Below are 23,935 nucleotides of genomic sequence, written 5' to 3'. Positions count from 1 at the left end.
CGAGGAGCGCAGCGACGAAGCAATCCATCTCTCGGCAAGCGGCGAAATGGATTGCTTCGCTCCGCTCGCAATGACGGCAATGGCCGTTAGGTTCATGCCTGTTCAATCTCTTCGCGCAGCACTTCGAGTTCGAGCCAGCGGTCCTCGGCGGCGGCGAGTTCGTTCTGCGCCTTGGCGATCGCCGCTGAGGCTGCGTCGAATTTCTTGCGATCCTTCGCATAGAGGTCGGGATCGTCGAGCAGCTTCTGCTGTTTTGCGATTTCGGCGTGCAGTTTGTCGATCGTCTTCGGCAAAGTTTCCAGCGCGTGCTTCTCGTTGAAGCTCAGCCGGCGCCTGGGGGCCGCTTCGGGTGCGGCGGCCCTGGCTTCCTTCTTCTCCTCGACCGCGGCGTCCGCCTTCACCGCCTCGCGTTTCACGTCGGCGCCGCGCTGCGCCAGCATGTCGGAATAGCCGCCGGCATATTCGATCCAGTGGCCCTGGCCTTCGGGCACGATTACCGAGGTCACCACGCGGTCGAGGAAGTCGCGGTCGTGGCTGATCAGGATCACCGTGCCCTCGTAGTCGCCGAGCATGTCCTCGAGCACGTCGAGGGTTTCGAGATCGAGGTCGTTGGTCGGCTCGTCCAGGATCAGCAAGTTCGACGGCTTGGCCAGCGCGCGCGCCAGCATCAGGCGTCCGCGCTCGCCGCCGGAAAGGGCTTCCAGCGGCGTGCCGCGCTGCTCCTGCGCGAACAGGAAGTCCTTCATGTAGCCGATGACGTGCTTCGACTTGTCGCCGACCATGACGTGATCGCCGCGGCCGCCGGTGAGCGCCTCGGCCAAGGTCAGCTTCGGATCGAGGCTTTCGCGATGCTGGTCGAGCGTTGCCATCTCGATATTGGCCCCGAGCCGCACCGAACCGGAATCAGGCGGATCGTTGCCGATCAGAAGGTGCACCAATGTGGTCTTGCCGGCGCCGTTCGGGCCGACGATGCCGACGCGGTCGCCGCGCTGGATCCGGGTCGAGAAGGTATCGACGATCGTGCGCTCGCCATAGGCCTTGGTGATGGTCTTCGCCTCGATCACCAGCCGTCCGGACTTCTCGGCTTCGGCGGCGGCGAGCGTGGCATTGCCGGTGGCGCCGCGATAGTTGCGGCGCTGGTCGCGCAGCGCAAAGAGATTGCCGAGCCGCTTGACGTTGCGCTTGCGGCGGCCGGAGACGCCGTAGCGCAGCCAGTGCTCCTCGTTGACGATCTTGCGGTCGAGCTTGTGTTGCTCACGCTCTTCCTCGGCCAGCACCTCGTCGCGCCACGCCTCGAAGGCGCCGAAGCCGCGCTCGATCTGCCGGATCTGGCCGCGGTCGAGCCAGGCGGTGGTGCGCGACAGATTGGTCAGGAAGCGGCGGTCGTGGCTGATCAGGACCAGCGCGCAGCGCCGGCTTTCCAGTTCGCCTTCGAGCCATTCGATGGTCGGCAAATCGAGATGGTTGGTCGGCTCGTCCAGCAGCAGGATGTCGGGCGAGGGCGCCAGCACGCGTGCCAGCGCCGCGCGGCGCGCCTCGCCGCCGGAGACATGCGCGGGATCCTCCTCGCCGCTGAGGCCGAGCTGTTCGAGCAGATAGCGCGCCTGGTAGTGGTCGTCGCCGGGGCCAAGGCCGGCCTCGACATAGGCCAGCGTCGTCTTGTGCTCGCCGAAATCCGGCTCCTGCGGCAGATAGCGGATGGTGGCGCCGGGCTGCACGAAACGGCTGCCCGCATCGGGCTCGACCAGGCCGGCCGCGATCCGCAGCAAGGTCGACTTGCCGGAGCCGTTGCGGCCGATCAGGCAGACGCGCTCGCCCGCGGAGACCGACAGTTCGACGCCGGTCAGCAGCGGTGTGCCGCCGAAGGTCAGGCTGATGTCCTTGAGCTGGATAAGAGGAGGAGCCATCGCGCTAACCCTGGCTCGCCGATTGCTCGGCGCGTCGGCGCTGGATGCGGCGAATGGTCTGGTCGAGCGCCGACAGGAAATTCGAGCGGTCGCGCGGCGAGTATGATTTCGGCCCGCCGGTGATCTCACCCGACGAGCGGAGGTCGGTCATCAAATTGCGCACCGCGAGCGTCATCCCGATCGATTGCTCTGTGAACGGCTTGCCGTTCGGCGCGATCACCTCGGCGCCGGCCTTGACGCAGCGGCTCGCCAGCGGAATGTCGGCGGTGATCACGACGTCGCCCTCATGCGCGCGTTCCGCGATCCAGTCGTCGGCGGCATCCATGCCGGAACCGGCGGCGATGCGCTCGATCAGGGGATCCTGCGGCACGCGGATGAAATTGCCTGCGACGACGCTGACGGGCACGCCGAGCCGGATCGCGACGCGATAGATTTCGTCCTTCACCGGGCAGGCGTCGGCGTCGACATAGATGCGGGTGGGGGCAGGGGTTTCAGTCATCGATTCATTGGTTGGCAGGCGCGGCCTGCGTGTACTCCATGGTGCGGAAAATTGCGAGCAAAACGAGACGCTTGCCATGCCTTTTCGTTCGACTACCATTGTCGCCAGAAAAGCAACGGAAATAAGGGAAAACCCCATGAACTCGCAGACGCCTTCGCAGACCTACCGCGTCTCGGCGTACAACACCTCGAAACTGTCGGAGAACAAGATCCACGACGACGCGGTGGCGCGGAAGTTCGGCTTTTCCGGCGGTCTGGTGCCCGGCGTCGATGTGATGGCCTACATGATGCACCTGCCGGTCGAGAAGTGGGGCCGCGATTTCCTGGATCGTGGTCTGATCGATGCCCGCTTCGTGAAGCCGGTCTATGACGGCGAGATCGCGGAATTGACCGGACGGGAGACCGGCAATGGGCTCACGATCGAGCTCCATAGCCGCGGCGAGCTCTGCGCCACCGGCACCGCGTCGCTGCCCGCCTCAGCGCCGAAATTTGTGCTCGACGATTACAAGCAGGTCGCGGCCGTCGCCGAACGCAAGCCGGTCAGCGCGTCGTCATATGAAGAAGGCAAGTGGCTCGGCGTGATCCCACGCGACTGGTCCGGCGACGCCGCCAAGGAATATCTCGCCGATATCCGCGAGACCGACCCGATCTACTTGCGCGAAGGTCTCGGCCATCCCGGCCTGCTGCCGCGGGTGATGAACAAGGTTTTGGTCGACAATGCGATCCTGGGGCCGTGGATCCATGTCGGCACCCGCATGCAGCTGCTGTCGGCGGGCAAGATCGGCGACGAGCTGACCGCGCGAGCCAAGGTGACCGGCAATTACGACAAGAAGGGCCACCGCTTCGTCGAGCTCGACGCGCTGGTGCTCGGCAATGGCGTGCCGCTCGCGCATTGCTGGCACATCGCGATCACCCAGCCGCGCGAGCAGGCCGCGGCGTAGCGGATATTCGGGAAGAGGCGCAGCGCCTCCCGCCCACAACTGTCATCCCCCGCGCATGCGGGGGATCCAGTACGCCGGGGCCTTTCGGCTCAAGCACGATCGTCTCTGGGATACTGGATCGCCCGCCTTCGCGGGCGATGACAGCGGTGTTGGCGGCGACAGCGTTGTTTGTGGCGACAGCGCCTGCTTCAAGCCGCCGCGTTCGCCTTGGCGTCCTGGATCGCGCGCCAGACGCGTTCGGGCGTCAGCGGCATGTTGATGTGCTTGATGCCGTACTCCGACAGCGCGTCCACCACGGCGTTGACGATGCAGACGAGGCTGCCGGCGCAGCCGGCTTCGCCGCAGCCCTTGGTGCCGAGCGGGTTGGACTTCGCCGGCGAGGGGTGATCGCCGACCAGCATCGACGGCACGTCGCCGGCACGCGGCAGCGCGTAGTCCATGAAGGAGCCGGTGATCGGCTGGCCCGAGCCGTCGTAGCTGACTTCCTCCATCAGCGCCTGGCCGATGCCCTGTGCAACGCCGCCGTGCAACTGGCCGGCGACGATCATCGGGTTGACCACGGTGCCGAAATCGTTGACCGCCGAGTAACGCACGATCCGCGTCACGCCGGTGTCGGGATCGATCTCGACCTCGGCGACGTGGCAGCCGTTCGGGAAGGTCGACGCGGTCTCCTTGGTGGCGTGATCGACGTCGAGCGTCTCCGGCGTGCCCTCCGGCATCTTGCTGTCGCGCATCCGCTCGGCGAGCTCCATGATGCCGATCGAGCGGTCGGTGCCGGCGATGGTGAAGCGGCCCTGGCCGAATTCGATGTCGGCCTCGGAGGCCTCCAGCATGTGCGCGGCCGCCTTCTTGCCCTTCTCCACGACGAGCGCGGAAGCCTCGACGATCGCCTGGCCAGTCGCGGTGATCGAGCGCGAGCCGCCGGTGCCGTTGCCGAAGCGCACCAGATCGCTGTCGCCCTGTTCGAGCGTGATCTTCTCGAAGGGTACGCCGAGCTGGTCGGACAGCACCTGCGCGAACGGCGTGGCGTGGCCCTGGCCGTAATCCAGCGTGCCGGTGGTGAGCTTCACCGAGCCGTCGGGCTCGAAGGTGATCTTGCCGAGCTCGCCGCTCGGCGGCGCGGTGACCTCGAGATAGGAGCCGACGGCGATGCCGCGCAGCTTGCCGCTCTTCCTGCTCTCCTTCTTGCGCTTGGCGAAGTTCTCATAGTCGGAGATTTCGAGCGCCTTCTGAAACACGCCGGCGAAATCTCCGCTGTCATAGGTGACGCCGGAGGCTGCCGGGAACGGCAGCTGCGACGGCTTGATGAAGTTGCGCTTGCGCAGCGTGAAGCGGTTGATGCCCATCTCGTCGGCAGCGGCGTCGATCAGTCGCTCCATATAATAATTGGCCTCGGGCCGGCCGGCGCCGCGATAGGCGCCCATCAGCGTGGTGTTGGTCACGACCGTCTTGATGTCGACGCCGAGCAGCGGCGTGCGATACACGCTGGCGAGGTTCTTGCCTGTGTTGAGCGACAGCGGGCCCGGGGCGACGCCGGTGATGTAGGCGCCGAGATTGCCGTAGCCGGAGAGCCGCACCGCGAGGAACTTGCCGTCGGCATCGAGCGCGAGCTCGGCGTGGATCAGCTGCGCGCGGCCCTGGCTGTCGGACAGGAAGCTGGTCGAGCGCTCGTCCAGCCACTTCACCGGACGGCCGAGCTGGCGCGCCGCATGCGCGATGCAGGTGTATTCGGGATAGTTGAGGTTCTTCATCCCGAACGAGCCGCCGACATTGCCGGTGAGGATGCGGACCTTGTCGGCGGGCACGTTGAGCAGGCGCGCCAGGATCGCCTTGTTGCCGGAGACGCCCTGGGTCGGCACCTGCAGCGTGAAGCGTTCGGTCTTGTTGTCGTAATGCGCGAGCGCGACGCGCGGCTCCATCGAGACCACGGCGACGCGGGTGTTGACGATGTCGAGCCTGGTCACATGCGCGGCGCTGGCAAACGCCGCCTCGATCCTGGCGGTGTCGCCATAATGATAATCGAGCGCGACGTTATCGGGGATGTTGTCATAGAGCTGCGGCGCGCCGGGCTTGGACGCTTCGGCTGCGTCGGTCACCGCCGGCAGCGGTTCGATATCGACCTCGACGGCCTCGGCCGCATCGCGGGCCTGTGCCGCGGTCTCCGCCACCACGAAGGCGACGGGATCGCCGACGAAGCGCACCTTGTCGGTCACAAGCGCCGGGCGGTTGGTCTGCTTGAGGGGTGAGCCGTCGCGGTTCTTCAGCGGCAGGCCGCAGGTGAAGGGGTTGTAGCCGGCGGCCGCAAGGTCCGCGCCGGTCCAGACGTCGAGCACGCCCGGCATCGCCTTGGCGGCCGCCGTGTCGATCCCCTTGATGATTCCGTGGGCATGGGACGAGCGGACCATCCAGCAGATGGCCTGGCCGGGAAGGGAGAAATCGTCGGTGTATTTGCCCTTGCCGCGCACCAGGGTGTCGTCCTCCTTTCGTCGAACGGGCTGTCCGACACCGTATTTTTGCAGTGCGATAGCGTTCTCGAGAGAGGCGGGCGGCGTGTGATCTTGCATCGAAAATGACCTGAAATGCCCTGATTTGCTGGAGTTTGGGGGCGCTGAGGAGATAACGCACGCCCCCCTTAACGACAACGCCCGATTGGGCATGGACCCAATGTGAACGGAGTTTGCGCAGGGCTTTGACGCTGCTAAAGTTTCCGTGAACGGACAATTATTCGGCAGGCCCATGGATTGCCCTTGGGGTCCTGCGGAAAGACAGTGTTTTGATGAATGACTATGTGCGGCTTTGCGACGGCCCTCCGGCCGGCGAAGCCCCGTCAGGGCTGATTGCGGCGACCGCGGAAAGCGGCGTCTACGCCGCGCTCGACCTCGGCACCAACAATTGCCGGCTCCTGATCGCCTGTCCCACCGGCGACGGGTTCCGCGTGGTCGATTCCTTCTCGCGCATCATCCGACTCGGCGAGGGCATCGCCGCGACCGGCTCGATCAGCGAAGCCGCGATCGAGCGGGCGATCGCTGCGCTTGCCATTTGCAGCGACAAGATCCGCTATCGCAAGGCGCGCCGGCTGCGGCTGATCGCGACCGAGGCCTGCCGCGCTGCCGGCAACGCCGAGAGCTTTCGCGCGCGCGTCGCAGCCGAGACCGGCATCGAGCTCGAGGTGATCGATCGCGAGACCGAGGCGACGCTCGCCGTGATCGGCTGCTCGCCGCTGCTCGACCCGAAAGGGCGGGGCGCCATCCTGTTCGACATCGGCGGCGGCTCGACCGAGCTGGTGCGGATCGAGCGCGATCCTGCCGCGCCCGATGCGCCGCCGCGCATCAAGGCGTGGATGTCGATCCCGCTCGGCGTCGTTACGCTCGCCGAGCATTTCGGCGGCAAGAACGTCACCAGGGACATGTATGCGCGGATGATCGATGAGGTCGCCCGGCACGTCGCGCCGTTCGCGGCCGAGCACGGCCGCGATCTGCGCGACATGCACATGCTCGGCACCTCGGGCACGGTGACCACGCTCGCCGGCGTGTTCCTCAATCTGTCGCGCTACGATCGCCGCCGCATCGACGGCATCTGGATGAACGACGGCGACGTCACCGCGACGATCCAGAAGCTGCTCGGCATGAGCTACGAGGCGCGCGTCAACAACAACTGCATCAGCGTCGAGCGGGCTGACCTGGTTCTGGCCGGCTGCGCGATCCTCGATGCGATCCGCAACGCGTTCCCGATGCCGCGGCTTCGCGTCGCCGATCGCGGCCTGCGCGAGGGCATGCTGGTCGAGATGATGCGCGAGGACGGCGCGCTGCGGGCGTGCTAGAACACGCCCAATCACTCCAATCCAAGAAAGATCATGGCGAAAGACACCACCGGGCGGCTGCACGTCACGGTCAAGAGCGGCGGCAAACGCAAATTGTCGTCAAAACTCTGGCTCGAGCGCCAGCTCAACGATCCCTACGTCGCCAAGGCCAAGGCGATGGGTTACCGCTCGCGTGCGGCCTTCAAGCTGCTCGAGATCGACGACAAATATCGCCTGCTCAAGCCGGGCATGACGGTCGTCGACCTTGGCGCTGCGCCCGGCGGCTGGAGCCAGATCGCGGCCAAGCGTACCGGTGCCGCCGACGGCAAGGGCAAGGTGGTCGCGATCGATCTGCTGGAGATGGGCGAGATCCCCGGCGTGACGTTCGCGCAGCTCGACTTCCTCGACCATGACGCGCCTGAGAAGCTGATCGCGATGATGGGCGGCCGCGCCGATTTCGTGATGTCCGACATGGCCGCCAACACCACGGGCCATCGCAAGACCGATCAGCTGCGCATCATCGGCCTGGTCGAGACCGCCGCGCACTTCGCCGGCGAGGTGCTCAATCCCGGCGGCACGTTCCTGGCAAAAGTGTTCCAGAGCGGCGCCGACGCCGAGCTGGTGGCGCAGTTGAAGCGCGATTTCGCCAGCGTGCGTCACGTCAAGCCGGCCGCCAGCCGGCAGGATTCCTCTGAGCGCTACGTGCTGGCCACGGGGTTTCGTGCTGCCCAAAAGCCAATGTCGTGAGCGCTCAGCAGCGGCTCCAGCCTTTCTACTTCCTGCATAATCGAAATCTGATTATGCTTCCTGCTTATGAACCTGCAAGATATCCAAGCCTTTGTCGCGGTCGCTGAAACGGGGTCGGTGAACCGGGCGGCCGCACGCCTCAACCTGACGCAGCCGGCCGCCACGCGGCGCATCCAGAACTTTGAGGCTGCGATCGGCGACGCGCCGCTGTTCAATCGCGCGGTGAAACCGGCTGTTCTTACGGCGCTTGGGAATCATGTCCTGGAACATTGCAGGAGAGTCCTGACCGCGGTCGCGGAGCTGCAAGCCTGCACGACGAGCGCAGCCGATCCTGCCGGCGACCTGAAGGCCGGGATTGCGCATGGTCTGGGCGAAATGGTCCTGACCACGCCACTTGATGCCCTGCACCGGGCGTTCCCTCGGATCAAACTACAGATCAGTTCAAACTGGAGCGCCGGTCTCATCGAGGACGTGCGCAGCGGGGCGCTCGATTGCGCGGTTGGCCTGTTGACCGATGCCCATACTCTACCGCCAGGGCTGGCGGGCATTGCGCTGGGCGTCGAACGGATTGTCATCGTGGGCCCGGTCAAATCACCAGCGAAGCGCAATCGTTATCGGCTGCGCGACCTTTCCGGGCAGGGCTGGTTCCTCAACCCGCCCGGGTGCGGCTGCCGCGCTGCTCTCATGAAAGCCTTCGACCGGCTGCAACTGCCGATCCGCGTCGCGGCCGAGGTGTTCGGTGAAGACCTCCAACTGGCGCTGCTTGCCCATAGTGGCGGGTTGGGTCTGGTGCCGCGGCGTCAGTTCGAGCAAAGCCCGCACCGGAATGTGTTGCGCGTATTGGACGTTCTGGACTTCACCTTGCCCGCCGTGGTGACCTTGATCCGCAACGTCGCTCCAGGCCGTTTCGATCCGGCGATCGCGTTGTTGGCTGGTGAATTGAAAGCGAAGCTGGCTTAGATCATTTTGCATAATCATAATCTGATATATGCATTTGATTTATGTTATTCCTGATCGCAAGGTCAGCGGCACCCCGGGGGCGACGCCTCCGATGACCTCGAACGACCGTGCACAGGAAGGCGCCAATGATCGTCACCATATTTCGCTCGCGACTGAACCCCGGCGTTCAGGACGAGTACGGCCCAATGGCAAAGCAGATGAGCGAGCTGGCGCGGACCGTGCCCGGCTACGTCGCCCACAAGGGCTTTGTTGCCGAAGACGGTGAGCGCGTGACGATCGTCGAGTTCGAAACCGAACAAGCCCTGGACCAATGGCGCCGTCACCCCGAGCACGCGAAGGCCAAGAGGCGCGGCATTGCGGACTTCTTCAGCCACTACAAGTTCCAGATCTGCACGGTGATCCAGGACAGGACTTGGACAGCGCGCTCCAAGCAAGTGGCTCCGACTTGATGACAACAGCGCTTTGGAGCGAAGTGGGCTTCAGCTTCGCATGACTCTCGCGCTCCGTTCCGATTCCATCGGAACGGAGCAGACTCCAGCCGTGCCCTCAATCACGCCGTCGTGCCGGAGACCGCCGGATGCGATCCGGCGCGCTGCGGCAGCACCAGCACACAGACGATGATGAAGATCGCGAGAACCGCCGACGCGATCGGGCGGCTCAGGCAAGACCGCCATCGCTGACCGGCTTGTCGAGGAAGTCGCCGACCGTGGCGCCCAGCGGCCGCGACAGCATGAAGGCCAGCCAGAACAGCGCCACGCGCGAGATCGAGGTCCCTCCTGCGGAGCCTGCGGGCTTATCCTGCAAAGCCAGCACGGTTTCGACAGGCCGTTCAACAAAGCTTGAGCCGGGCCGGCTGGACTGCTCCGAGCGCTACGTGCCGGCGACGGTGAGCGCCGGCGACCGGGTTGGCGGCTTCGTGCAGTGTCGGGTTTCGCGCATTGGGGCCGTTTCTTGCGGGGCTGGAAAATCTGATATCGCAGGCGCATATCTCTCATATGGCGACCATTGTTCAATGCAATTGCGGCGCTGAGTACAGACGCACTGAAGAGAAGTTCTTGGTGCCGCATACGGGTGACGCGATCTGCACGGTCTGCGGAGCTGCACTGGAATCGTGGCTGGAAGCGACCCACGTTCCCGCATACGAACTGATTGAACGTCCGGATCGAGGACAGCCAGGCGGAATCACCGGCCACCCCTAAGGGCCTGGCCGTGACCGGACGGCGGCTTGCAGTGTCCGTGCTTCGGAAACGGCTCGTTCGATCAACTAGCCGAGCCGCTGGTCGCGCGCGTTCTGCGTATCCTCGGTCGCGACCTTGACCGCTTCAGCCGCGGCGCGCTTCTCGGCGCCCTTGCGGCTCGAGATGTCGATCGCCTTGCGGCCGGCGATTTCGTTGCCGGCGTCAACCGGCATTTGCCAGAAGAACCAGGCGGACGCTGCCGAGATCAGCGACACCACGATGAACGCCGGCCCAAACACGTCGGCGGACAGCTCGGTCTGGTGATGCAGCGCCAGCGTGGTTTCGACGGAGAACGCGCCGACCGCGACGCCCGCGGACACCGCGAGCTGCTGGTTGACGCTGACGAGGGTGGTGGCGCGGCTCATCTGCGGCGCCTCGACCTCGGCATAGGCCACGGTGTTGATCGCGGTGAATTGCAGCGAGCGGAAGAAGCCGCCGACCACCAGGATGGTGAAGATCAGCATCAGCGGCGTCGAGATCGTGAACAGAGCGCAGGCGGCGAGGAAGGCCGAGCTCACCACCGCGTTCACCGTCATCATGTTGCGGAAGCCGAAGGCCTTGATGATGCGCGCCGCCAGCGTCTTCATGCCCATGGCGCCGACCGCGGAGGCAAAGGTGACAAGACCGGACTGGAACGGCGACAGGCCGAAGCCGACTTGCATCAGCAGCGGCAGCAGGAACGGCAACGCGCCGATACCGAGCCGGAACATGAAGCCGCCGACGATCGAGGCCCGCATGGTCGGCAGTCGCAGCAGCCCGAAATCGAGCACCGGCGAACCGGTGCGCCGGGCGTGGATGATGTAGAGCGTCATCGACACTGTGCCGACCCCGACCAGGCCGGCGACGATTGGCCACGGCAGGAGATTGAGCCCGGCGACGGACAGCCCGAAAGCGATGCCGGCAAGCCCGATGCCGGCCAGCACCAGTCCCATCAGGTCGAAGCGCTCGGGATCCTCGCTCTTGATCGGGTCGATATATTTCAGCGCCAGGAAGATGCCGAGCAGCCCGATCGGGATGTTGATCAGGAAGATCCAGTGCCAGGAGAAATAGGTGGTGATGAAGCCGCCGAGCGGCGGCCCGATCACCGGGCCGATCAGCGCCGGCACCGTCACCCAGGCCATCGCGTTGACCAACGCGCTCTTGTCGACCGACCGCAGCAGCACCAGCCGCCCGACCGGGGTCATCATCGCTCCGCCGAGGCCCTGCAGGATGCGGGCGAATACGAAATCGGTCACCGAGGAGGACAGCGCGCAGCCGATCGAGCCCAGCATGAACACGGCGACGGCGCCGGCAAACACGATGCGGGCGCCGAAGCGGTCCGCGGTCCAGCCGCTGGCCGGAATGAACACCGCGAGCGACAGCAGATAGGACGTGATCGCGAGTTTCAGCGTCAGGGGGCTCGTGCCGATATCGGCGGCGATCGCCGGCAGCGAGGTCGCAATGACCGTGGAGTCCATGTTTTCCATGAAAAGCGCGGTAGCGACGATGAGCGGGATCAGGCGTTGTTTGTTCATCAAAACAGGACAGCCGTGCTGAAAAAGGCGGGCGAGGGGGCCATATCATCCTGCCCCGGACCACGCTATTGCGGAACCGGGCAAACGCCCTAAATCCTGCGTGACGCTGGTATGCATCCCCCGGCGTTTGAGGTGCTGTGCCGTGATCTACGTCCTTGCCGCTCTGCTGCCGCCGATCGGGCTGCTCCTGAACGGACAGCCGTTTTCGGCCATCTTCAATCTGGTCCTGATCGTGTTTTGCGCGATTTTCGGGCTGTTTTTCCACGTCTTGCTGCTGGTGCCGTCGGCCCATGCGGTCATCGCGGTGCACCTGAAGCGCGAGGACCGGCGCCACCGCGAGGTGGTCGAGGCGATCCGCCGGCACGGGCCGCCGCAGGGATATCGCTAAGCAGGCTATAGGGCCCCCTGAACCGGCCCGTAAAAAGCCTGTGCATGGCTGGCAAACACTTTGATTCGTCATGCCGCCATGCTATCGACCAGCGTCAACCCCACCGATGGGCGCCGATTCGACGGTGACGCAGCGAGCGTCGCCGCAGGCGGCGTTCATCCGTAAGACCATCGCGGCTGGGCCGCAGATAAGGAGTTGGCAATGGCCACGGGATTTCAGGCTATCCGCGAAGCCTACACGTTCGACGATGTGCTTCTGAAGCCCGGTCTGTCCGACGTTCTTCCCTCGGAAGTCGACATCCGCTCGCGGGTCACCCGCGCGATCCAACTCAACATCCCGATCATGGCGTCCGCGATGGACACCGTCACCGAGGCGCGGATGGCGATCGCGATGGCGCAGGCCGGCGGCCTCGGCGTCATCCACCGCAATTTCGACCCCGAAGGTCAGGCTGCCCAGGTGCGGCAGGTCAAGAAGTTCGAATCCGGCATGGTGGTCAACCCGCTGACCATCGGCCCCGAGGCCACGCTGGCCGACGCGCTGACGCTGATGAAGGATCACGGTATCTCCGGCATCCCGGTCGTGACAGGTGCGGGCAAGAACGTGCCGGGCAAGCTGGTCGGCATTCTGACCAACCGCGACGTGCGCTTCGCGACCGATCCGCGGCAAAGGGTTTCGGAGCTGATGACGCACGAAAACCTTGTCACGGTGCGCGAGGGTGTCAGCCAGGACGAGGCGAAGCGGATGCTGCACCAGCATCGCATCGAAAAGCTGGTCGTCGTCGACGACCAATATCGCTGCGTCGGCCTGATCACCGTCAAGGACATGGAGAAGGCGGTTGCCCATCCGCTCGCCTGCAAGGACGCGCAGGGCCGGCTTCGCGTCGCCGCCGCGACCACGGTCGGCGAGACCGGCTATGAGCGCACCGAGCGGCTGATCGATGCCGGCGTCGACGTCGTCGTGGTCGACACCGCGCACGGTCACTCGCGGCATGTGCTCAACGCCGTCAACCGCATCAAGCGGCTCTCCAACGCCGTGCAGGTCGTGGCGGGCAACGTCGCGACCGAGGGCGGCGCGCAGGCGCTGATCGATGCGGGCGCCGACTGCATCAAGGTCGGAATCGGCCCGGGCTCGATCTGCACCACGCGCATCGTGGCCGGCGTCGGCGTGCCGCAGCTCACCGCGATCATGGATGCGGTGGCGGCGGCGAAGAAGGCCGACGTGCCCGTGATCGCCGACGGCGGCATCAAATATTCCGGCGACCTTGCCAAGGCGCTTGCCGCCGGCGCCGACATCGCGATGGTCGGCTCGCTGCTCGCCGGCACCGATGAGACGCCCGGCGAAGTGTTCCTCTGGCAGGGCCGCTCGTACAAGGCCTATCGCGGCATGGGCTCGGTCGGCGCGATGGCGCGCGGCTCGGCCGACCGCTACTTCCAGCAGGACATCAAGGACACGCTGAAGCTGGTGCCTGAGGGCATCGAGGGCCAGGTGCCCTACAAGGGCCCGGTCGGCAACGTGATGCATCAGCTCGCCGGCGGTCTCAGAGCGGCGATGGGTTATGTCGGCGCGAAGGACATCAAGGATTTCCACGACAAGGCCGAGTTCGTCCGCATCACCGGCGCGGGCCTGCGCGAGAGCCACGTCCACGACGTCACCATCACGCGCGAAGCCCCGAACTATCCGGGCGGGGTGTAAGCACCTCGTTCGTCATTCCGGGTCGGTCCACGGGACCGCCCCGGAATCTCTTGACAGGGGACCGAGGCGAGATGGTGAACGACACGAATGTTCGGGCCGGCCAGTGCCATTGCGGTGCGGTGCGCTTCGAGGCGACGCTCAGCGACGGTTTCAGTTCGATCCGCCGCTGCACCTGCTCTTACTGCCGGATGCGCGGTGCCGTCGTCGTCATGGCGGAGATGGGTGGGATCAGGTTCCTGCAGGGCGAGGAGGCGCTGACAAGCTACCGCTTCCACACCGGATCGGCACAGCACTTCTTCTGTTCTCGCTGCGGAATCTACACGCATCATCAGCGACGATCGAACCAGAGCCTGTATGCTGTCAACGTGGCGTGCCTCGACGGCGTAAGCCCATTCGATTTCCCTGAGGTGCCTGTCATGGACGGCGTCAATCATACCAACGACACCGGCAAGCCGACGCGTCGCGCAGGCACCCTCCGCTTCATCCCGGCTGACTAGCGATCGCGCGGGAGCCAGGCGGACTGCCCCGCAATGACGGGTCTGCCGGGCGGCATGCTCCCGGCATGACGGGCATCATTTTAAACAGAATTTCAAACAGGCGTGCGCGAAAGAGCAAATCCATCTCCCTTGCGGGGAGCTGGATTGCATGACTACGTGTGCGCCACGAACCAATCACCTCAAGAGGAAATCATGTCCCAAGGAAAGCGCATCGTTCTGGCCTCGCGCCCGCATGGCGAGCCCACGCCGGCCAATTTCAGGCTCGAGGATTACACGCCGCCGACACCGGGCGCGGGCGAGGTGCTGCTGCGCACCATCTGGCTGTCACTCGATCCCTATATGCGCGGCCGCATGGCCGATGGTCCGTCCTATGCCGCACCGGTGCCGGTCGGCGGGGTGATGGAAGGCGGCACGGTGAGCGAGGTGGTCGCGTCCAACAATCCCGCCTTCGCCAAGGGCGATATCGTGCTGTCGCGCGCAGGCTGGCAGACGCATGTGCTGTCCGACGGCAAGGGGCTCGCCAAGATCGATCCGAAGATCGCACCGATCTCGACCGCGGTCGGCGTGCTCGGCATGCCCGGCATGACCGCCTATACGGGACTGCTCGAGATCGGCAAGCCGCAGGCGGGCGAGACGGTGGTGGTTGCGGCCGCGTCCGGCGCCGTCGGCTCGGCGGTCGGGCAAATCGCGAAGATCAAAGGTGCGCGGGCGATCGGCATCGCCGGCGGCAAGGACAAATGCGCCTACGTCAAGAACGAGCTCGGCTTCGACGAGTGCCTCGATCATCGCGATCCCAACCTTGCGGCGAAGCTCAAGGAAGCCTGCCCGAAGGGCATCGACGTCTATTTCGAGAATGTCGGCGGCGCGGTGTTCGACGCGGTGTTCCCGCTGCTCAATGCGTTCGCGCGGATTCCGGTCTGCGGCCTGATCGCGCATTACAACGACACGGAGGCGCTCGCCCCGAAATGGGCCGGCGCGATGATGCGCAACATCCTGACCAAGCGGCTGACCTTCCGCGGCTTCATCGTCAGCGACTTCGCCGCCATGCATGGCGACTTCCTGCGCGACATGTCGCAATGGGTGCGCGAGGGCAAGGTCAAGTACAAGGAGTTCGTGACCGAGGGACTGGACAGCGCGCCGGAGGCCTTCATGGGCCTGCTCAAGGGCGCCAATTTCGGTAAGCAGCTGGTCCGGATCGGGCCGGACAAGGCCTGAGTTAAGGGGCTGGCAAAGCGTTTTCGAGCGAAGTGGGTACCGGTTCGCGTGAGGAAAACGCGTCAAAGAAGGAGCTAGAGCCCCGTTCTGCGGGGCTCTAGCTCCCATTCCGCGCAACAAAGTATCAAAAGCGCCACAATGGCGGGCTCTTGGGGGCTTTTCGGCCCCCATTTGCTTGACGGGGACCCGGAGCAGTTGATTCAATATGGCTATATTTCAGGTGTAGCCATGGTTTTTGAAGCTATTGTTTTCGGGGTCATTCTCCTCGCCCTCGGCTATTGGGCGACGATGTTCGTCATGGGCCGCCGCGACGACGTCTTGCATGGAAAATTTGTCGAGGACGAGCCGGCCGCCGAGCCGGTCCGCTTCATGCCGCGTGCGCGGCCGGCGGCGCCGCGGCCGAACAAGGACTCGCTGCAGGCGCTGCTCACCGTCATCAAGCAGGACCTGCACGACGCGGCGCGGAGCTGAGACGCCTCACGCCGGCTGCTTGCCGAGCAGCATGTCCAGGTCGACATCGACCTGTCCCTTGGCCCTGACGTGACGCACTTCAAAACTGTCCGGCTGGAAGCGGTACTCGACCAGGCCGACTTCCTTGATGCCGATCACTTCCTGTCGCGCATCTGAAATGATGAAGCCGGCCGAGGGCGCCCAGATCTGCCTGACATGCTCGAATGTGTAGTCGCGGCGCTGGTGCACATGGCCGCTGCCGACCAGGCGCCAATCGACCTTGCCGAACATCTCGATCAGGCGGCGGCGCGCCGGCTGCGGCACGTAGCGGATCGCGGTCTCGACGCGTTCGGCATCGTACGGCACGTCGAGATACAGCGGCTTGTGCAGGAACAGCGCGACCGGTCTGCCGACGGCCTTGTCGAGCGCCGAGGCGAGCCAGTCGAACTGCGCGGCCTCGCTGTCGAGGCCGGTATTCATGATCAGCGAATTGAGGCCGATGAAGCACCAGCCGGCGGCGTCGAAATGCCAGCGATCCTCGCCGAGCACCGAGGTGAAAGCGCGGCGCGTTTCTTCGGTCGGCAGTTGCGCCGGCACCGGGCCGACCGCGGTCGGATTGTCGCCGATGTCGTGATTGCCCGGCAGATAGAGGCAATCGACCGGCAGCGCGTTGTGCAGTTCCTTGGCGAACATTAGATCGTCGCGGCTGGTCGGCCCATCGAACGAGACGTCGCCGGAGTTGAGCACGAGATCGGGACGCGTCGCGTCGATGTGCTCGCTGACGCGATGAAAGTTGTCGACGAGCGGCTTGAAGCGACGCGCGAGGTGGGTGTCGGAGATTTGTGTCAGGCGAAACTGGGGCATGCATCGATCCTTTCGCCCGAATTATAGCCTCGGCGCAAAGTCGGAACGATGACGATTTCGCTGTGTTCTTCGCTGCTCTGTTTGATGCGTTGTTTGATGTCTTGTTTGATCCGGCGGCGCAGGCGCTAGATCGCAAGCTGCTTGTCCGCGCGGATGGATAGGGTAGGCGGACCGCTGCGGCCTCCGAGCAGTCTCGTATCAGGCGAGTTCGTTCCCGTCGCGGCCGGCGATGCGTTGAGCCCGAGATAGGCAAGCGCATCGTGCCCCATGTCGTAGGCCGCATAGCCGAGCAGGCTGAGCACCAGCGCCGTGGCGAGGCTGTGCCTGACGATGTCGCGCGCCGAGCGATAGCCGCTGCGGAAATAAACCAAGAGCAGGATTGCGACCAGGAGCGCTGTGGCGACGCCGGCGAGCCCCGACAGCACTATGCCGAGCCCGCCATCCGCCGCGTCGTCGAACCAGCCGATGCCGGGGTCGATCGCCTTCAGCATGGAGGTGAGGAGATCGCCGAGGCTCTCGGCGGCCAGGGTCGCGCCGTCCAGGATCGGGGTGATGATGCCCATCGCGTCAGCCGTGGGGAACTGAAACCGTCATTATTCCTGGGGGTTGGTCACCCAGGCTTGGATGATGGTTCAACGGATTGCCCAGGCGCGTTATCGGCAGGCTTCATTGTGTTGCGCGGCCGTGGCGGCTAAGAGGGCGGCCGGGCGCCCGGCTTAAGGGAGATTCTTGATGTCGGTTCAAATGGTTCTGTTGCCGGTCTTCATCCAGATTGGGCTCACCTTCGCGCTTTTGTTCGGCATGGCGGTGACGCGGGGCCGGGCGCTCAAAAGCGGCGAAACCAAGATGAAGGATATCGCGCTGCGCGAGTCGAACTGGCCGGAGCGTGCCACCCAACTCGGTAACTGCTTTGCCAACCAGTTCGAGCTGCCGGTGCTGTTCTATGTCCTGATCGCCATTGCGCTGCCGCTGCGCCGTGCCGATCTGTTCATCGTGCTGATGTCCTGGGTGTTCGTGGTGACGCGGTTTGCCCATGCCGGGGTATTCGTCAGCTCCAACGATGTGCGGCCGCGCTCGCTTGCCTGGTTCGCCGGCGTACTGGTACTGGCGGCGATGTGGCTGTATTTCGCGCTCAAGCTCCTGCTGCTGATCTGATGCGCCCAACCGAAAGAGTTCTATGACCCCCGCTGCCCGGCTCTCCGCCGCGATCGAGCTGATCGCCACCATCGACGCACAGCGCATTCCCGCCGCGAAAGCGCTCAAGGAATGGGGCACCGCGCACCGCTATGCCGGCTCCGGCGATCGCGCCGCGATCTCCGGCCTGATCTGGGACGTGCTGCGCCGGCAATCCTCCGCGGCCTATCTGATGGACGACGCCAGCGCCCGGTCGCGGGTGCTCGGCATGCTCAAGCTCGAGCGCGGCATGGACATCCCGACGATCTCGGCGCTGTGCGACGGCGGCCGGTTCGCGCCGGAACCGCTGACCGCGGCCGAGGAGGCTGCATTGGCCTCGCGTTCGCTTGCGGATGCGCCGGCGCATGTCGCGGGCGACTATCCGGACTGGCTCGACCCGTATCTGGCAAGAGTGTTCGGCGACGACCGCGCCGCCGAAGCAACAGCGATGGCGAGCCGCGCGCCGCTCGATCTGCGCGTCAACACGCTGCGTGGCAAGCGCGAGAAGGTGCTGCCGCGATTGTCGCATCTTGGTGCGAAGGAAACGCCGTGGTCGCCGCTCGGCCTGCGCATCGAGCTCGGCGCCGACGCGCGCAACCCCGGCATCCATGCCGAGGAGGATTTCATCAAGGGCGCTATCGAAGTTCAGGACGAGGGCTCGCAGCTCGCCGCGCTGTTCTCGGCGGCCAAGCCCGGCGAGCAGGTGATCGATCTCTGCGCCGGCGCCGGCGGCAAGACGCTGGCGGTGGCAGCTCAGATGCAAGGCAAGGGCCGGCTGATCGCGACCGACAGCGACAAGCGCCAGCTCGCGCCGATCCATGAACGGCTGTCGCGCGCCGGCGTGCACAATTGCGACGTGCGCACGCCGCGCGGCGAGGAGGAGGTGCTGGCCGACATCAAGGCCTCCGCCGATCTCGTGCTGATCGACGCGCCTTGTACGGGCACCGGCACCTGGCGCCGCAATCCCGACGCCAAATGGCGCATGCGCCCCGGCGCGCTCGAGGTGCGGCTGAAGGATCAGGCCGAGGTGCTGGAGCGCGCCGCGCCGCTGGTGAAGGGCGGTGGCCGCATCGCGTACATCACCTGCTCGGTGCTGTCGGAGGAGAACGGCGAGCAGGTCAAGGCGTTCATCGCGCGGCACCCGGAGTTTTCCGTGCAGCCGCCGGAGCAGACCGCATCGGTGTTGTGGGACAAGGCCGAGCCATTCGCAGAGGCCGCCCTGCAATCGGCGGAGGGCCTGCTGATGACGCCGCGCCGCACCGGCACCGACGGGTTCTTCGTCTCGGTGCTGAGGAAGGCGTGAGGCTTTTTCCGCCGTCATTGCGAGGAGCGTAGCGACGAAGCAATCCATGGCTCCGCACATGCGGCACGATGGATTGCTTCGCGGAGCCTGTCATCCGGCGGCGCTTCGCGCCGACCGGGTGGCTCGCAATGACGGGTTGGGTACCCTACGCCTCGGAGCACACGCCCGCCGGCGCCGGTGTCCTGCTCACCACGATGACCCAGAACAGCAGCGCGCAGGCGCTGATCGCAGCGCCCAGCGCGCAGACGCCGAGCCAGCCGGCGGCGGCATAGGCCATCGTCGAAGAGATCGCGCCGAGCCCGCTGCCGACCGAGTAGAACACCATGTAGACGCCGATCAGGCGGCTCGACGCGTCGGGGCGCGCCGCGACGATCAGGCTCTGGTTGGTGACGTGGACGGCCTGCACCGCGAAGTCGATCATGACGACGCCGGCGAGCACCAGCCACAGCGACGCGTGCATGCAGGCGATCGGCGCCCAGCCGGCGAGCATCAGCAGCAGCGACAATCCGGTGGTGCGCTGGCCCCAGCCGCGATCGGCGAGGCGGCCCGAATTGCGCGCCGCCAGCGCGCCGGCGAGGCCGGCAATGCCGAGCATGCCGATCGTGGTGTGCGACAGCGACAGCGGCGGTGCGGCGAGCGGCAGCACCACCGAGCTCCAGAACGCGCTGAAGCTTGCAAAAATCAGGAATGCGAATACGGCGCGCTCGCGCAACACCGGCTCCTCGGCGAACAGCGCGGCCGTCGAGCGCAGCAGCTTGGCACAGGATGATCCGGTCAACGCCCGCGGCTGCTGCCGCGGCAGCACATAGGCGAGCAGCGCGGCCATTGCGAGCATCAGCACCGCCGAGGTCAGGTAGACCATGCGCCATCCGCCGATATCGGCGAGTGTGCCCGAGGCAAAGCGCGCGAGCAGGATGCCCGACACGACGCCGCTTTGGATGGTGCCGATGGTCCGTCCGCGCTCGGCCGGCGAGGCCGATGTCGCGGCAAAGGCGACGATCACCTGGATGACGACGGCGAGCAGCCCGACCAGCGCCATTGCGCAAAACAGCACGACCGCGTTCGGCGCGGTGCCGACCACGACGAGCGCGACGGATGACAGCATGATCTGGCCGACGATCAGCTTGCGGCGGTCCCAGAGGTCGCCGAGCGGCACGATCAGCATCAGGCCGAAGGCGAGGCCGACCTGGGTCAGCGTCACCACGATGCCGATCGCGGCGGGGGTAATGCCGAGATCCTGCGCCATGGTGTCGAGCAGCGGCTGGGCGGAATAGATGTTGGCGACGCTGAGCCCGCAAGCGACCGCAAACAGCAGCACGATCGCGGGCGAAAGCCGGCCTCCGGCGATGTCGGCCGACTTTGCCGGTTCCGCTGTCGTCACATCCTGGGTGCTCATCATCGCCTCCGTTGCAAGTTCAATCTAGTCTTATAATGAGACCAGTTGCGCCGGATGCTGTCTAGTCCTATTTTAATACCAGTTCGGAATCGTGATCGAAGGAGATAGGCCGCGATGAAGCGGACTGCATTCGCAAAGGCGGAATGCCCGGTGGCGCGCGCGCTGGATGCGATCGGCGACTGGTGGTCGCTGCTGATCGTGCGCGACGCGTTCGACGGCCTGCGCCGGTTCGGCGACTTCCAGAAGAATCTCGGCATCGCCAAGGGCATGTTGACGGCGCGGTTGCGCAAGCTGGTCGAAGCCGGCGTGCTCGAGCAGGTCGCGGCGTCCGACGGCAGCGCCTACCTCGAATATGCGCTGACGAAGCGGGGACACGACCTGTTCCCGATCGTGGTCTCCTTGCGGCAATGGGGTGAGGCGCATCTCTATGCGCGCGGCGAAGCGCATTCGGTGCTGCTGGACCAGGCCGGGCAGGCCGTCGGGCAACTCGTGCTGCCGTCGAAGAGCGGCAAGCCGCTGAGCTGGGCGGATACCAAGGTGAGGAAGGTTGCGGCGCGGAGGCGGTGAGTGCGTGACTCTCTCCACGTCATTGCGAGGAGCGAAGCGACGAAGCAATCCATGTCTCACCAAGCGGCGCTATGGATTGCTTCGCGGAGCCTGTCATCCGGCGGCGCTTCGCGCCGACCGGGTGGCTCGCAATGACTGAGGAACTACATCAGCTCAATCCACAATAAATAGCGTCGCACCCACCGCCGTCGACGAGCGGTGCGCGGCGTCGCCGAAATCGGAGACCTGGTAGCTCATGCCCGGCTTCAGCGTGAATTTGCGGCCGTCGCGCAGCTCGGTGTCGAGCTCGCCCGTGACGACAAAGAGCACATGGCCGCGATCGCACCAGTGATCGGCGAGGTAGCCCGGCGAATACTCGACCATCCGCACCCGCAGCTCGCCGATGTCGAGCGTGCGCCACAGCGCTTGCCCGGTCTCGCCGGGATGCACCGAAGGTTCGACGTTGCTCCAGTCGGTGACGGTGAAGGGCAGGGCCGGGATTTTCATGTGGGTGGTCCTGATGCTTCGCTCATCCTACGAATTCTTCGCTGTCATTGCGAGGAGCGAAGCGACGAAGCAATCCATGCTTCCGCGCGAGGGGGGAAGGAGCCATGGATTGCTTCGCTTCGCTCGCAATGACGGGGGGTGAGAGATCGCGTTCAACCCACCAGATGGTTCGCCGAACCCTGCCTGATCTTGCCCTCGGCGTCACACCGCAGATACTCGCAGATCTTCTTGCCGCGCTCATTCTGGTAGAACACCACGACGCTGTCGGGCGAGACATAGAGGTCGATCAGCTCGAAACGCAGCTCGGGCAGTTTGGCGAGCGCAGCGCTCCAATACGCCCGCAATTGCGCCTTGCCGCGCACCGTGCCCGACGCGCCGAACCCGAACGCCGGGATCCGGTCCGAGGTCATCTCGGTATCCTCCGAATACATCGCCAGCACGCGCTCGAGGTCGCGCGCGTTCCAGGCGGCGACCCAGTCGCGGCCGAGGGCCGCGAGGCGGGACGGTTCGTGAAAATCCGGCATTGGTTTCCTCCCATCGGTTCCGGCCAAATTAGGTCAATAGTATTGACCTATATAGATTTGTCCATGCCCAAAGAAGAATGTGGGCGCCCCGCGCTGCGCGGTTGCGGGGGCGGGCGCCGTCGCGTATCTGCTTGCCATGACAGCCCAGCACACAGCCCATGACTCGTCGGCGCCCACGGTGGCCTCGGCGCATGACAAGATTCTGATTGTCGATTTCGGCAGCCAGGTGACGCAACTGATCGCCCGCCGCGTCCGCGAGATGGGCGTCTATTCCGAGATCGTGCCGTTCCAGAAGGCGGAGGCCGCCTTCAAGGAGATGAAGCCGAAGGCGGTGATCCTGTCCGGCGGGCCGGAGTCGGTGCACGAGACCGGCTCGCCGCGCGCCCCGCAGCTGATCTTCGAGTCAGGCGTTCCCGTGCTCGGCATCTGCTACGGCCAGATGACCCTGGCCGCCCAGCTCGGCGGCGAGGTCGAGGGCGGCCACCACCGCGAATTCGGCCGCGCCGATGTCGAGGTCAAGACCGAGAGCCAACTGTTCGACGGCGTCTGGGGCCACGGCGAAAAGCATCAGGTGTGGATGAGCCATGGCGACCGCATCACCAAGATGCCGCCCGGCTTCTCGGTCGCCGGCACCTCGCCGAATGCGCCGTTCGCGATCATCCAGGACGAGAAGCGGAAGTATTACGGCCTGATGTTCCACCCTGAGGTGGTGCACACGCCGGACGGCGCAAAGCTCTTGCGCAACTTCGTCCGCAAGGTCGCGGGCCTGACCGGCGACTGGACCATGCGCGCCTTCCGCGAGGAGGCGATCGAGAAGATCCGCGCCCAGGTCGGCAAGGGCAAGGTGATCTGCGGCCTGTCGGGTGGCGTCGATTCCGCCGTCGCCGCGGTCCTGATCCATGAAGCGATCGGCGACCAGCTCACCTGCGTGTTCGTCGATCACGGCCTGCTGCGGCTCGACGAGGCGAAGACCGTCGTCGACCTGTTCCGCAACCACTACAACATCCCGCTGGTCCATGTGGACGCGTCGAAAGAGTTTCTGGGCGAGCTCGAAGGCGTCACCGATCCCGAAGTGAAGCGCAAGACCATCGGGCGGCTCTTCATCGACGTGTTCGAGGCGGAGGCCAAGAAGATCGGCGGCGCCGCATTCCTGGCGCAGGGCACGCTCTACCCCGACGTGATCGAGAGTGTCTCCTTCACCGGCGGACCGTCTGTCACCATCAAGTCGCACCACAATGTCGGCGGCCTTCCTGATCGCATGAACATGAAGCTGGTCGAGCCGCTGCGCGAATTGTTCAAGGACGAGGTGCGCGTGCTCGGCCGCGAGCTCGGCCTGCCCGAAGTCTTCGTCGGCCGCCACCCGTTCCCGGGCCCCGGCCTTGCGATCCGCTGCCCCGGCGACATCACCAAAGAAAAGCTCGACATCCTGCGTAACGCCGATGCGGTCTATATCGACCAGATCCGCAAGCACGGCCTCTATGACGCAATCTGGCAGGCCTTCGCCGTGCTGCTGCCGGTCAAGACCGTCGGCGTGATGGGCGACGGCAGAACTTACGAATACGTCGTCGGCCTCCGCGCCGTCACCTCGACCGACGGCATGACCGCCGACTTCTACCAGTTCGACATGAAGTTTTTGGCCGAGACCGCGACGCGCATCATCAACGAGGTGAAGGGCGTGAACCGGGTGGTGTACGACGTGACGTCGAAGCCGCCGGGGACGATTGAGTGGGAGTGAGGTCACGCGCGAAAAAGCAGATCCCATGATGACTTCTTGGA

The 23,935-nt window shown here is 65.3% G+C and carries 23 protein-coding genes and 1 pseudogene; 14 read left to right on the top strand and 10 right to left on the bottom strand.

Annotated elements, in window-relative coordinates; genetic code table 11:
• Positions 1–92: 92 nt before the first annotated feature.
• Together Q0030_RS06460 and Q0030_RS06455 are read right to left on the bottom strand one after the other, a co-directional pair.
• Positions 93–1,907 carry an ATP-binding cassette domain-containing protein gene (locus tag Q0030_RS06460; RefSeq protein WP_298364227.1) on the bottom strand — a complete coding sequence of 605 codons (1,815 nt, stop codon included), beginning with the start codon at positions 1,905–1,907 and terminating at the stop codon, positions 93–95.
• A gap of 4 nt (positions 1,908–1,911) precedes the next feature.
• A complete protein-coding gene (locus Q0030_RS06455; RefSeq protein ID WP_298364224.1) occupies positions 1,912–2,406 on the bottom strand; it encodes a YaiI/YqxD family protein in 495 nt (164 codons plus the stop codon).
• 136 nt (positions 2,407–2,542) lie between these two features.
• On the opposite strand from Q0030_RS06455, the gene Q0030_RS06450 reads away from it, so the two are divergent.
• Positions 2,543–3,346 (top strand): hypothetical protein, encoded by an 804-nt coding sequence (locus Q0030_RS06450; protein WP_298364221.1) that lies wholly within the window; start codon positions 2,543–2,545, stop codon positions 3,344–3,346.
• A gap of 188 nt (positions 3,347–3,534) precedes the next feature.
• On the opposite strand, the gene Q0030_RS06445 is transcribed toward Q0030_RS06450, so the two are convergent.
• Positions 3,535–5,910 carry a xanthine dehydrogenase family protein molybdopterin-binding subunit gene (locus Q0030_RS06445; protein WP_298364218.1) on the bottom strand — a complete coding sequence of 792 codons (2,376 nt, stop codon included), beginning with the start codon at positions 5,908–5,910 and terminating at the stop codon, positions 3,535–3,537.
• Positions 5,911–6,122: 212 nt separating this feature from the next.
• Between Q0030_RS06445 and Q0030_RS06440 the strand changes: the two genes are divergently transcribed.
• The 4 genes from Q0030_RS06440 to Q0030_RS06425 all read left to right on the top strand — a co-directional run bounded on the left by Q0030_RS06440 (position 6,123) and on the right by Q0030_RS06425 (position 9,301).
• Positions 6,123–7,166 (top strand): Ppx/GppA phosphatase family protein, encoded by a 1,044-nt coding sequence (locus Q0030_RS06440; RefSeq protein WP_298364215.1) that lies wholly within the window; start codon positions 6,123–6,125, stop codon positions 7,164–7,166.
• 33 nt (positions 7,167–7,199) lie between these two features.
• Positions 7,200–7,892: an RlmE family RNA methyltransferase gene (locus tag Q0030_RS06435; protein WP_298364209.1), complete on the top strand. Its 693-nt coding sequence runs from the start codon at positions 7,200–7,202 to the stop codon at positions 7,890–7,892.
• A gap of 66 nt (positions 7,893–7,958) precedes the next feature.
• The gene (locus Q0030_RS06430) at positions 7,959–8,852 is read left to right on the top strand and encodes a LysR family transcriptional regulator (RefSeq protein WP_298364204.1); all 894 of its coding nucleotides are present in this window, start codon (positions 7,959–7,961) and stop codon (positions 8,850–8,852) included.
• A gap of 125 nt (positions 8,853–8,977) precedes the next feature.
• Positions 8,978–9,301 (top strand): antibiotic biosynthesis monooxygenase, encoded by a 324-nt coding sequence (locus Q0030_RS06425; protein WP_298364201.1) that lies wholly within the window; start codon positions 8,978–8,980, stop codon positions 9,299–9,301.
• 101 nt (positions 9,302–9,402) lie between these two features.
• Here Q0030_RS06425 and Q0030_RS06420 read toward each other — a convergent pair.
• Positions 9,403–9,623: pseudogene (locus Q0030_RS06420) on the bottom strand (hypothetical protein); the annotation flags it as partial.
• Positions 9,624–10,116: 493 nt separating this feature from the next.
• Complete coding sequence (locus Q0030_RS06415) at positions 10,117–11,604, bottom strand: DHA2 family efflux MFS transporter permease subunit (protein WP_298364198.1); 1,488 nt, start codon at positions 11,602–11,604, stop codon at positions 10,117–10,119.
• A gap of 142 nt (positions 11,605–11,746) precedes the next feature.
• On the opposite strand from Q0030_RS06415, the gene Q0030_RS06410 reads away from it, so the two are divergent.
• The 5 genes from Q0030_RS06410 (at position 11,747) to Q0030_RS06390 (ending at position 15,867) form a co-directional block, all read left to right on the top strand.
• Positions 11,747–11,992 (top strand): hypothetical protein, encoded by a 246-nt coding sequence (locus Q0030_RS06410; protein WP_298364194.1) that lies wholly within the window; start codon positions 11,747–11,749, stop codon positions 11,990–11,992.
• Between the two features lie 201 nt (positions 11,993–12,193).
• Positions 12,194–13,684, top strand: a complete 1,491-nt coding sequence (gene guaB / locus Q0030_RS06405; protein WP_298364191.1) for an IMP dehydrogenase — start codon at positions 12,194–12,196, stop codon at positions 13,682–13,684.
• Positions 13,685–13,755: 71 nt separating this feature from the next.
• Positions 13,756–14,181 (top strand): GFA family protein, encoded by a 426-nt coding sequence (locus Q0030_RS06400; RefSeq protein WP_298364183.1) that lies wholly within the window; start codon positions 13,756–13,758, stop codon positions 14,179–14,181.
• Between the two features lie 192 nt (positions 14,182–14,373).
• Complete coding sequence (locus Q0030_RS06395; protein WP_298364178.1) at positions 14,374–15,396, top strand: NADP-dependent oxidoreductase; 1,023 nt, start codon at positions 14,374–14,376, stop codon at positions 15,394–15,396.
• Positions 15,397–15,534: 138 nt separating this feature from the next.
• The gene (locus Q0030_RS06390; RefSeq protein WP_363323433.1) at positions 15,535–15,867 is read left to right on the top strand and encodes a hypothetical protein; all 333 of its coding nucleotides are present in this window, start codon (positions 15,535–15,537) and stop codon (positions 15,865–15,867) included.
• A gap of 6 nt (positions 15,868–15,873) precedes the next feature.
• Here Q0030_RS06390 and Q0030_RS06385 read toward each other — a convergent pair whose 3' ends face one another.
• Together Q0030_RS06385 and Q0030_RS06380 are read right to left on the bottom strand one after the other, a co-directional pair.
• A complete protein-coding gene (locus Q0030_RS06385) occupies positions 15,874–16,710 on the bottom strand; it encodes a metallophosphoesterase (protein ID WP_298364175.1) in 837 nt (278 codons plus the stop codon).
• A 125-nt stretch (positions 16,711–16,835) separates the two neighbouring features.
• Positions 16,836–17,273 (bottom strand): hypothetical protein, encoded by a 438-nt coding sequence (locus Q0030_RS06380; protein ID WP_298364173.1) that lies wholly within the window; start codon positions 17,271–17,273, stop codon positions 16,836–16,838.
• A gap of 169 nt (positions 17,274–17,442) precedes the next feature.
• On the opposite strand from Q0030_RS06380, the gene Q0030_RS06375 reads away from it, so the two are divergent.
• Positions 17,443–17,865 (top strand): MAPEG family protein, encoded by a 423-nt coding sequence (locus Q0030_RS06375; protein WP_298364171.1) that lies wholly within the window; start codon positions 17,443–17,445, stop codon positions 17,863–17,865.
• 22 nt (positions 17,866–17,887) lie between these two features.
• On the top strand, positions 17,888–19,186 hold the full coding sequence (locus Q0030_RS06370; RefSeq protein WP_298364169.1) for an RsmB/NOP family class I SAM-dependent RNA methyltransferase: 1,299 nt from the start codon (positions 17,888–17,890) through the stop codon (positions 19,184–19,186).
• A 145-nt stretch (positions 19,187–19,331) separates the two neighbouring features.
• Here the strand turns inward: Q0030_RS06370 and Q0030_RS06365 are convergent, their stop codons facing one another.
• Positions 19,332–20,582 carry an MFS transporter gene (locus Q0030_RS06365; protein WP_298364166.1) on the bottom strand — a complete coding sequence of 417 codons (1,251 nt, stop codon included), beginning with the start codon at positions 20,580–20,582 and terminating at the stop codon, positions 19,332–19,334.
• Between the two features lie 114 nt (positions 20,583–20,696).
• On the opposite strand from Q0030_RS06365, the gene Q0030_RS06360 reads away from it, so the two are divergent.
• Entirely contained in the window at positions 20,697–21,149 is a 453-nt protein-coding gene (locus Q0030_RS06360; RefSeq protein ID WP_298364163.1) for a helix-turn-helix domain-containing protein, read from the top strand.
• A gap of 153 nt (positions 21,150–21,302) precedes the next feature.
• Here the strand turns inward: Q0030_RS06360 and Q0030_RS06355 are convergent, their stop codons facing one another.
• Positions 21,303–21,635, bottom strand: a complete 333-nt coding sequence (locus Q0030_RS06355) for a DHCW motif cupin fold protein (protein ID WP_298364161.1) — start codon at positions 21,633–21,635, stop codon at positions 21,303–21,305.
• A gap of 152 nt (positions 21,636–21,787) precedes the next feature.
• Positions 21,788–22,159 (bottom strand): nuclear transport factor 2 family protein, encoded by a 372-nt coding sequence (locus tag Q0030_RS06350; protein WP_298364158.1) that lies wholly within the window; start codon positions 22,157–22,159, stop codon positions 21,788–21,790.
• A 136-nt stretch (positions 22,160–22,295) separates the two neighbouring features.
• Between Q0030_RS06350 and guaA the strand changes: the two genes are divergently transcribed.
• Positions 22,296–23,894 carry a glutamine-hydrolyzing GMP synthase gene (gene guaA, locus Q0030_RS06345; RefSeq protein WP_298364155.1) on the top strand — a complete coding sequence of 533 codons (1,599 nt, stop codon included), beginning with the start codon at positions 22,296–22,298 and terminating at the stop codon, positions 23,892–23,894.
• Positions 23,895–23,935 lie beyond the last annotated feature (41 nt).

It is taken from the genome of uncultured Bradyrhizobium sp. (assembly GCF_947648125.1).
Lineage (GTDB): Bacteria > Pseudomonadota > Alphaproteobacteria > Rhizobiales > Xanthobacteraceae > Bradyrhizobium.
The sequence above is the reverse complement of the archived record's forward strand: the minus strand, read 5'-3'. Positions and strand labels throughout refer to the sequence as shown.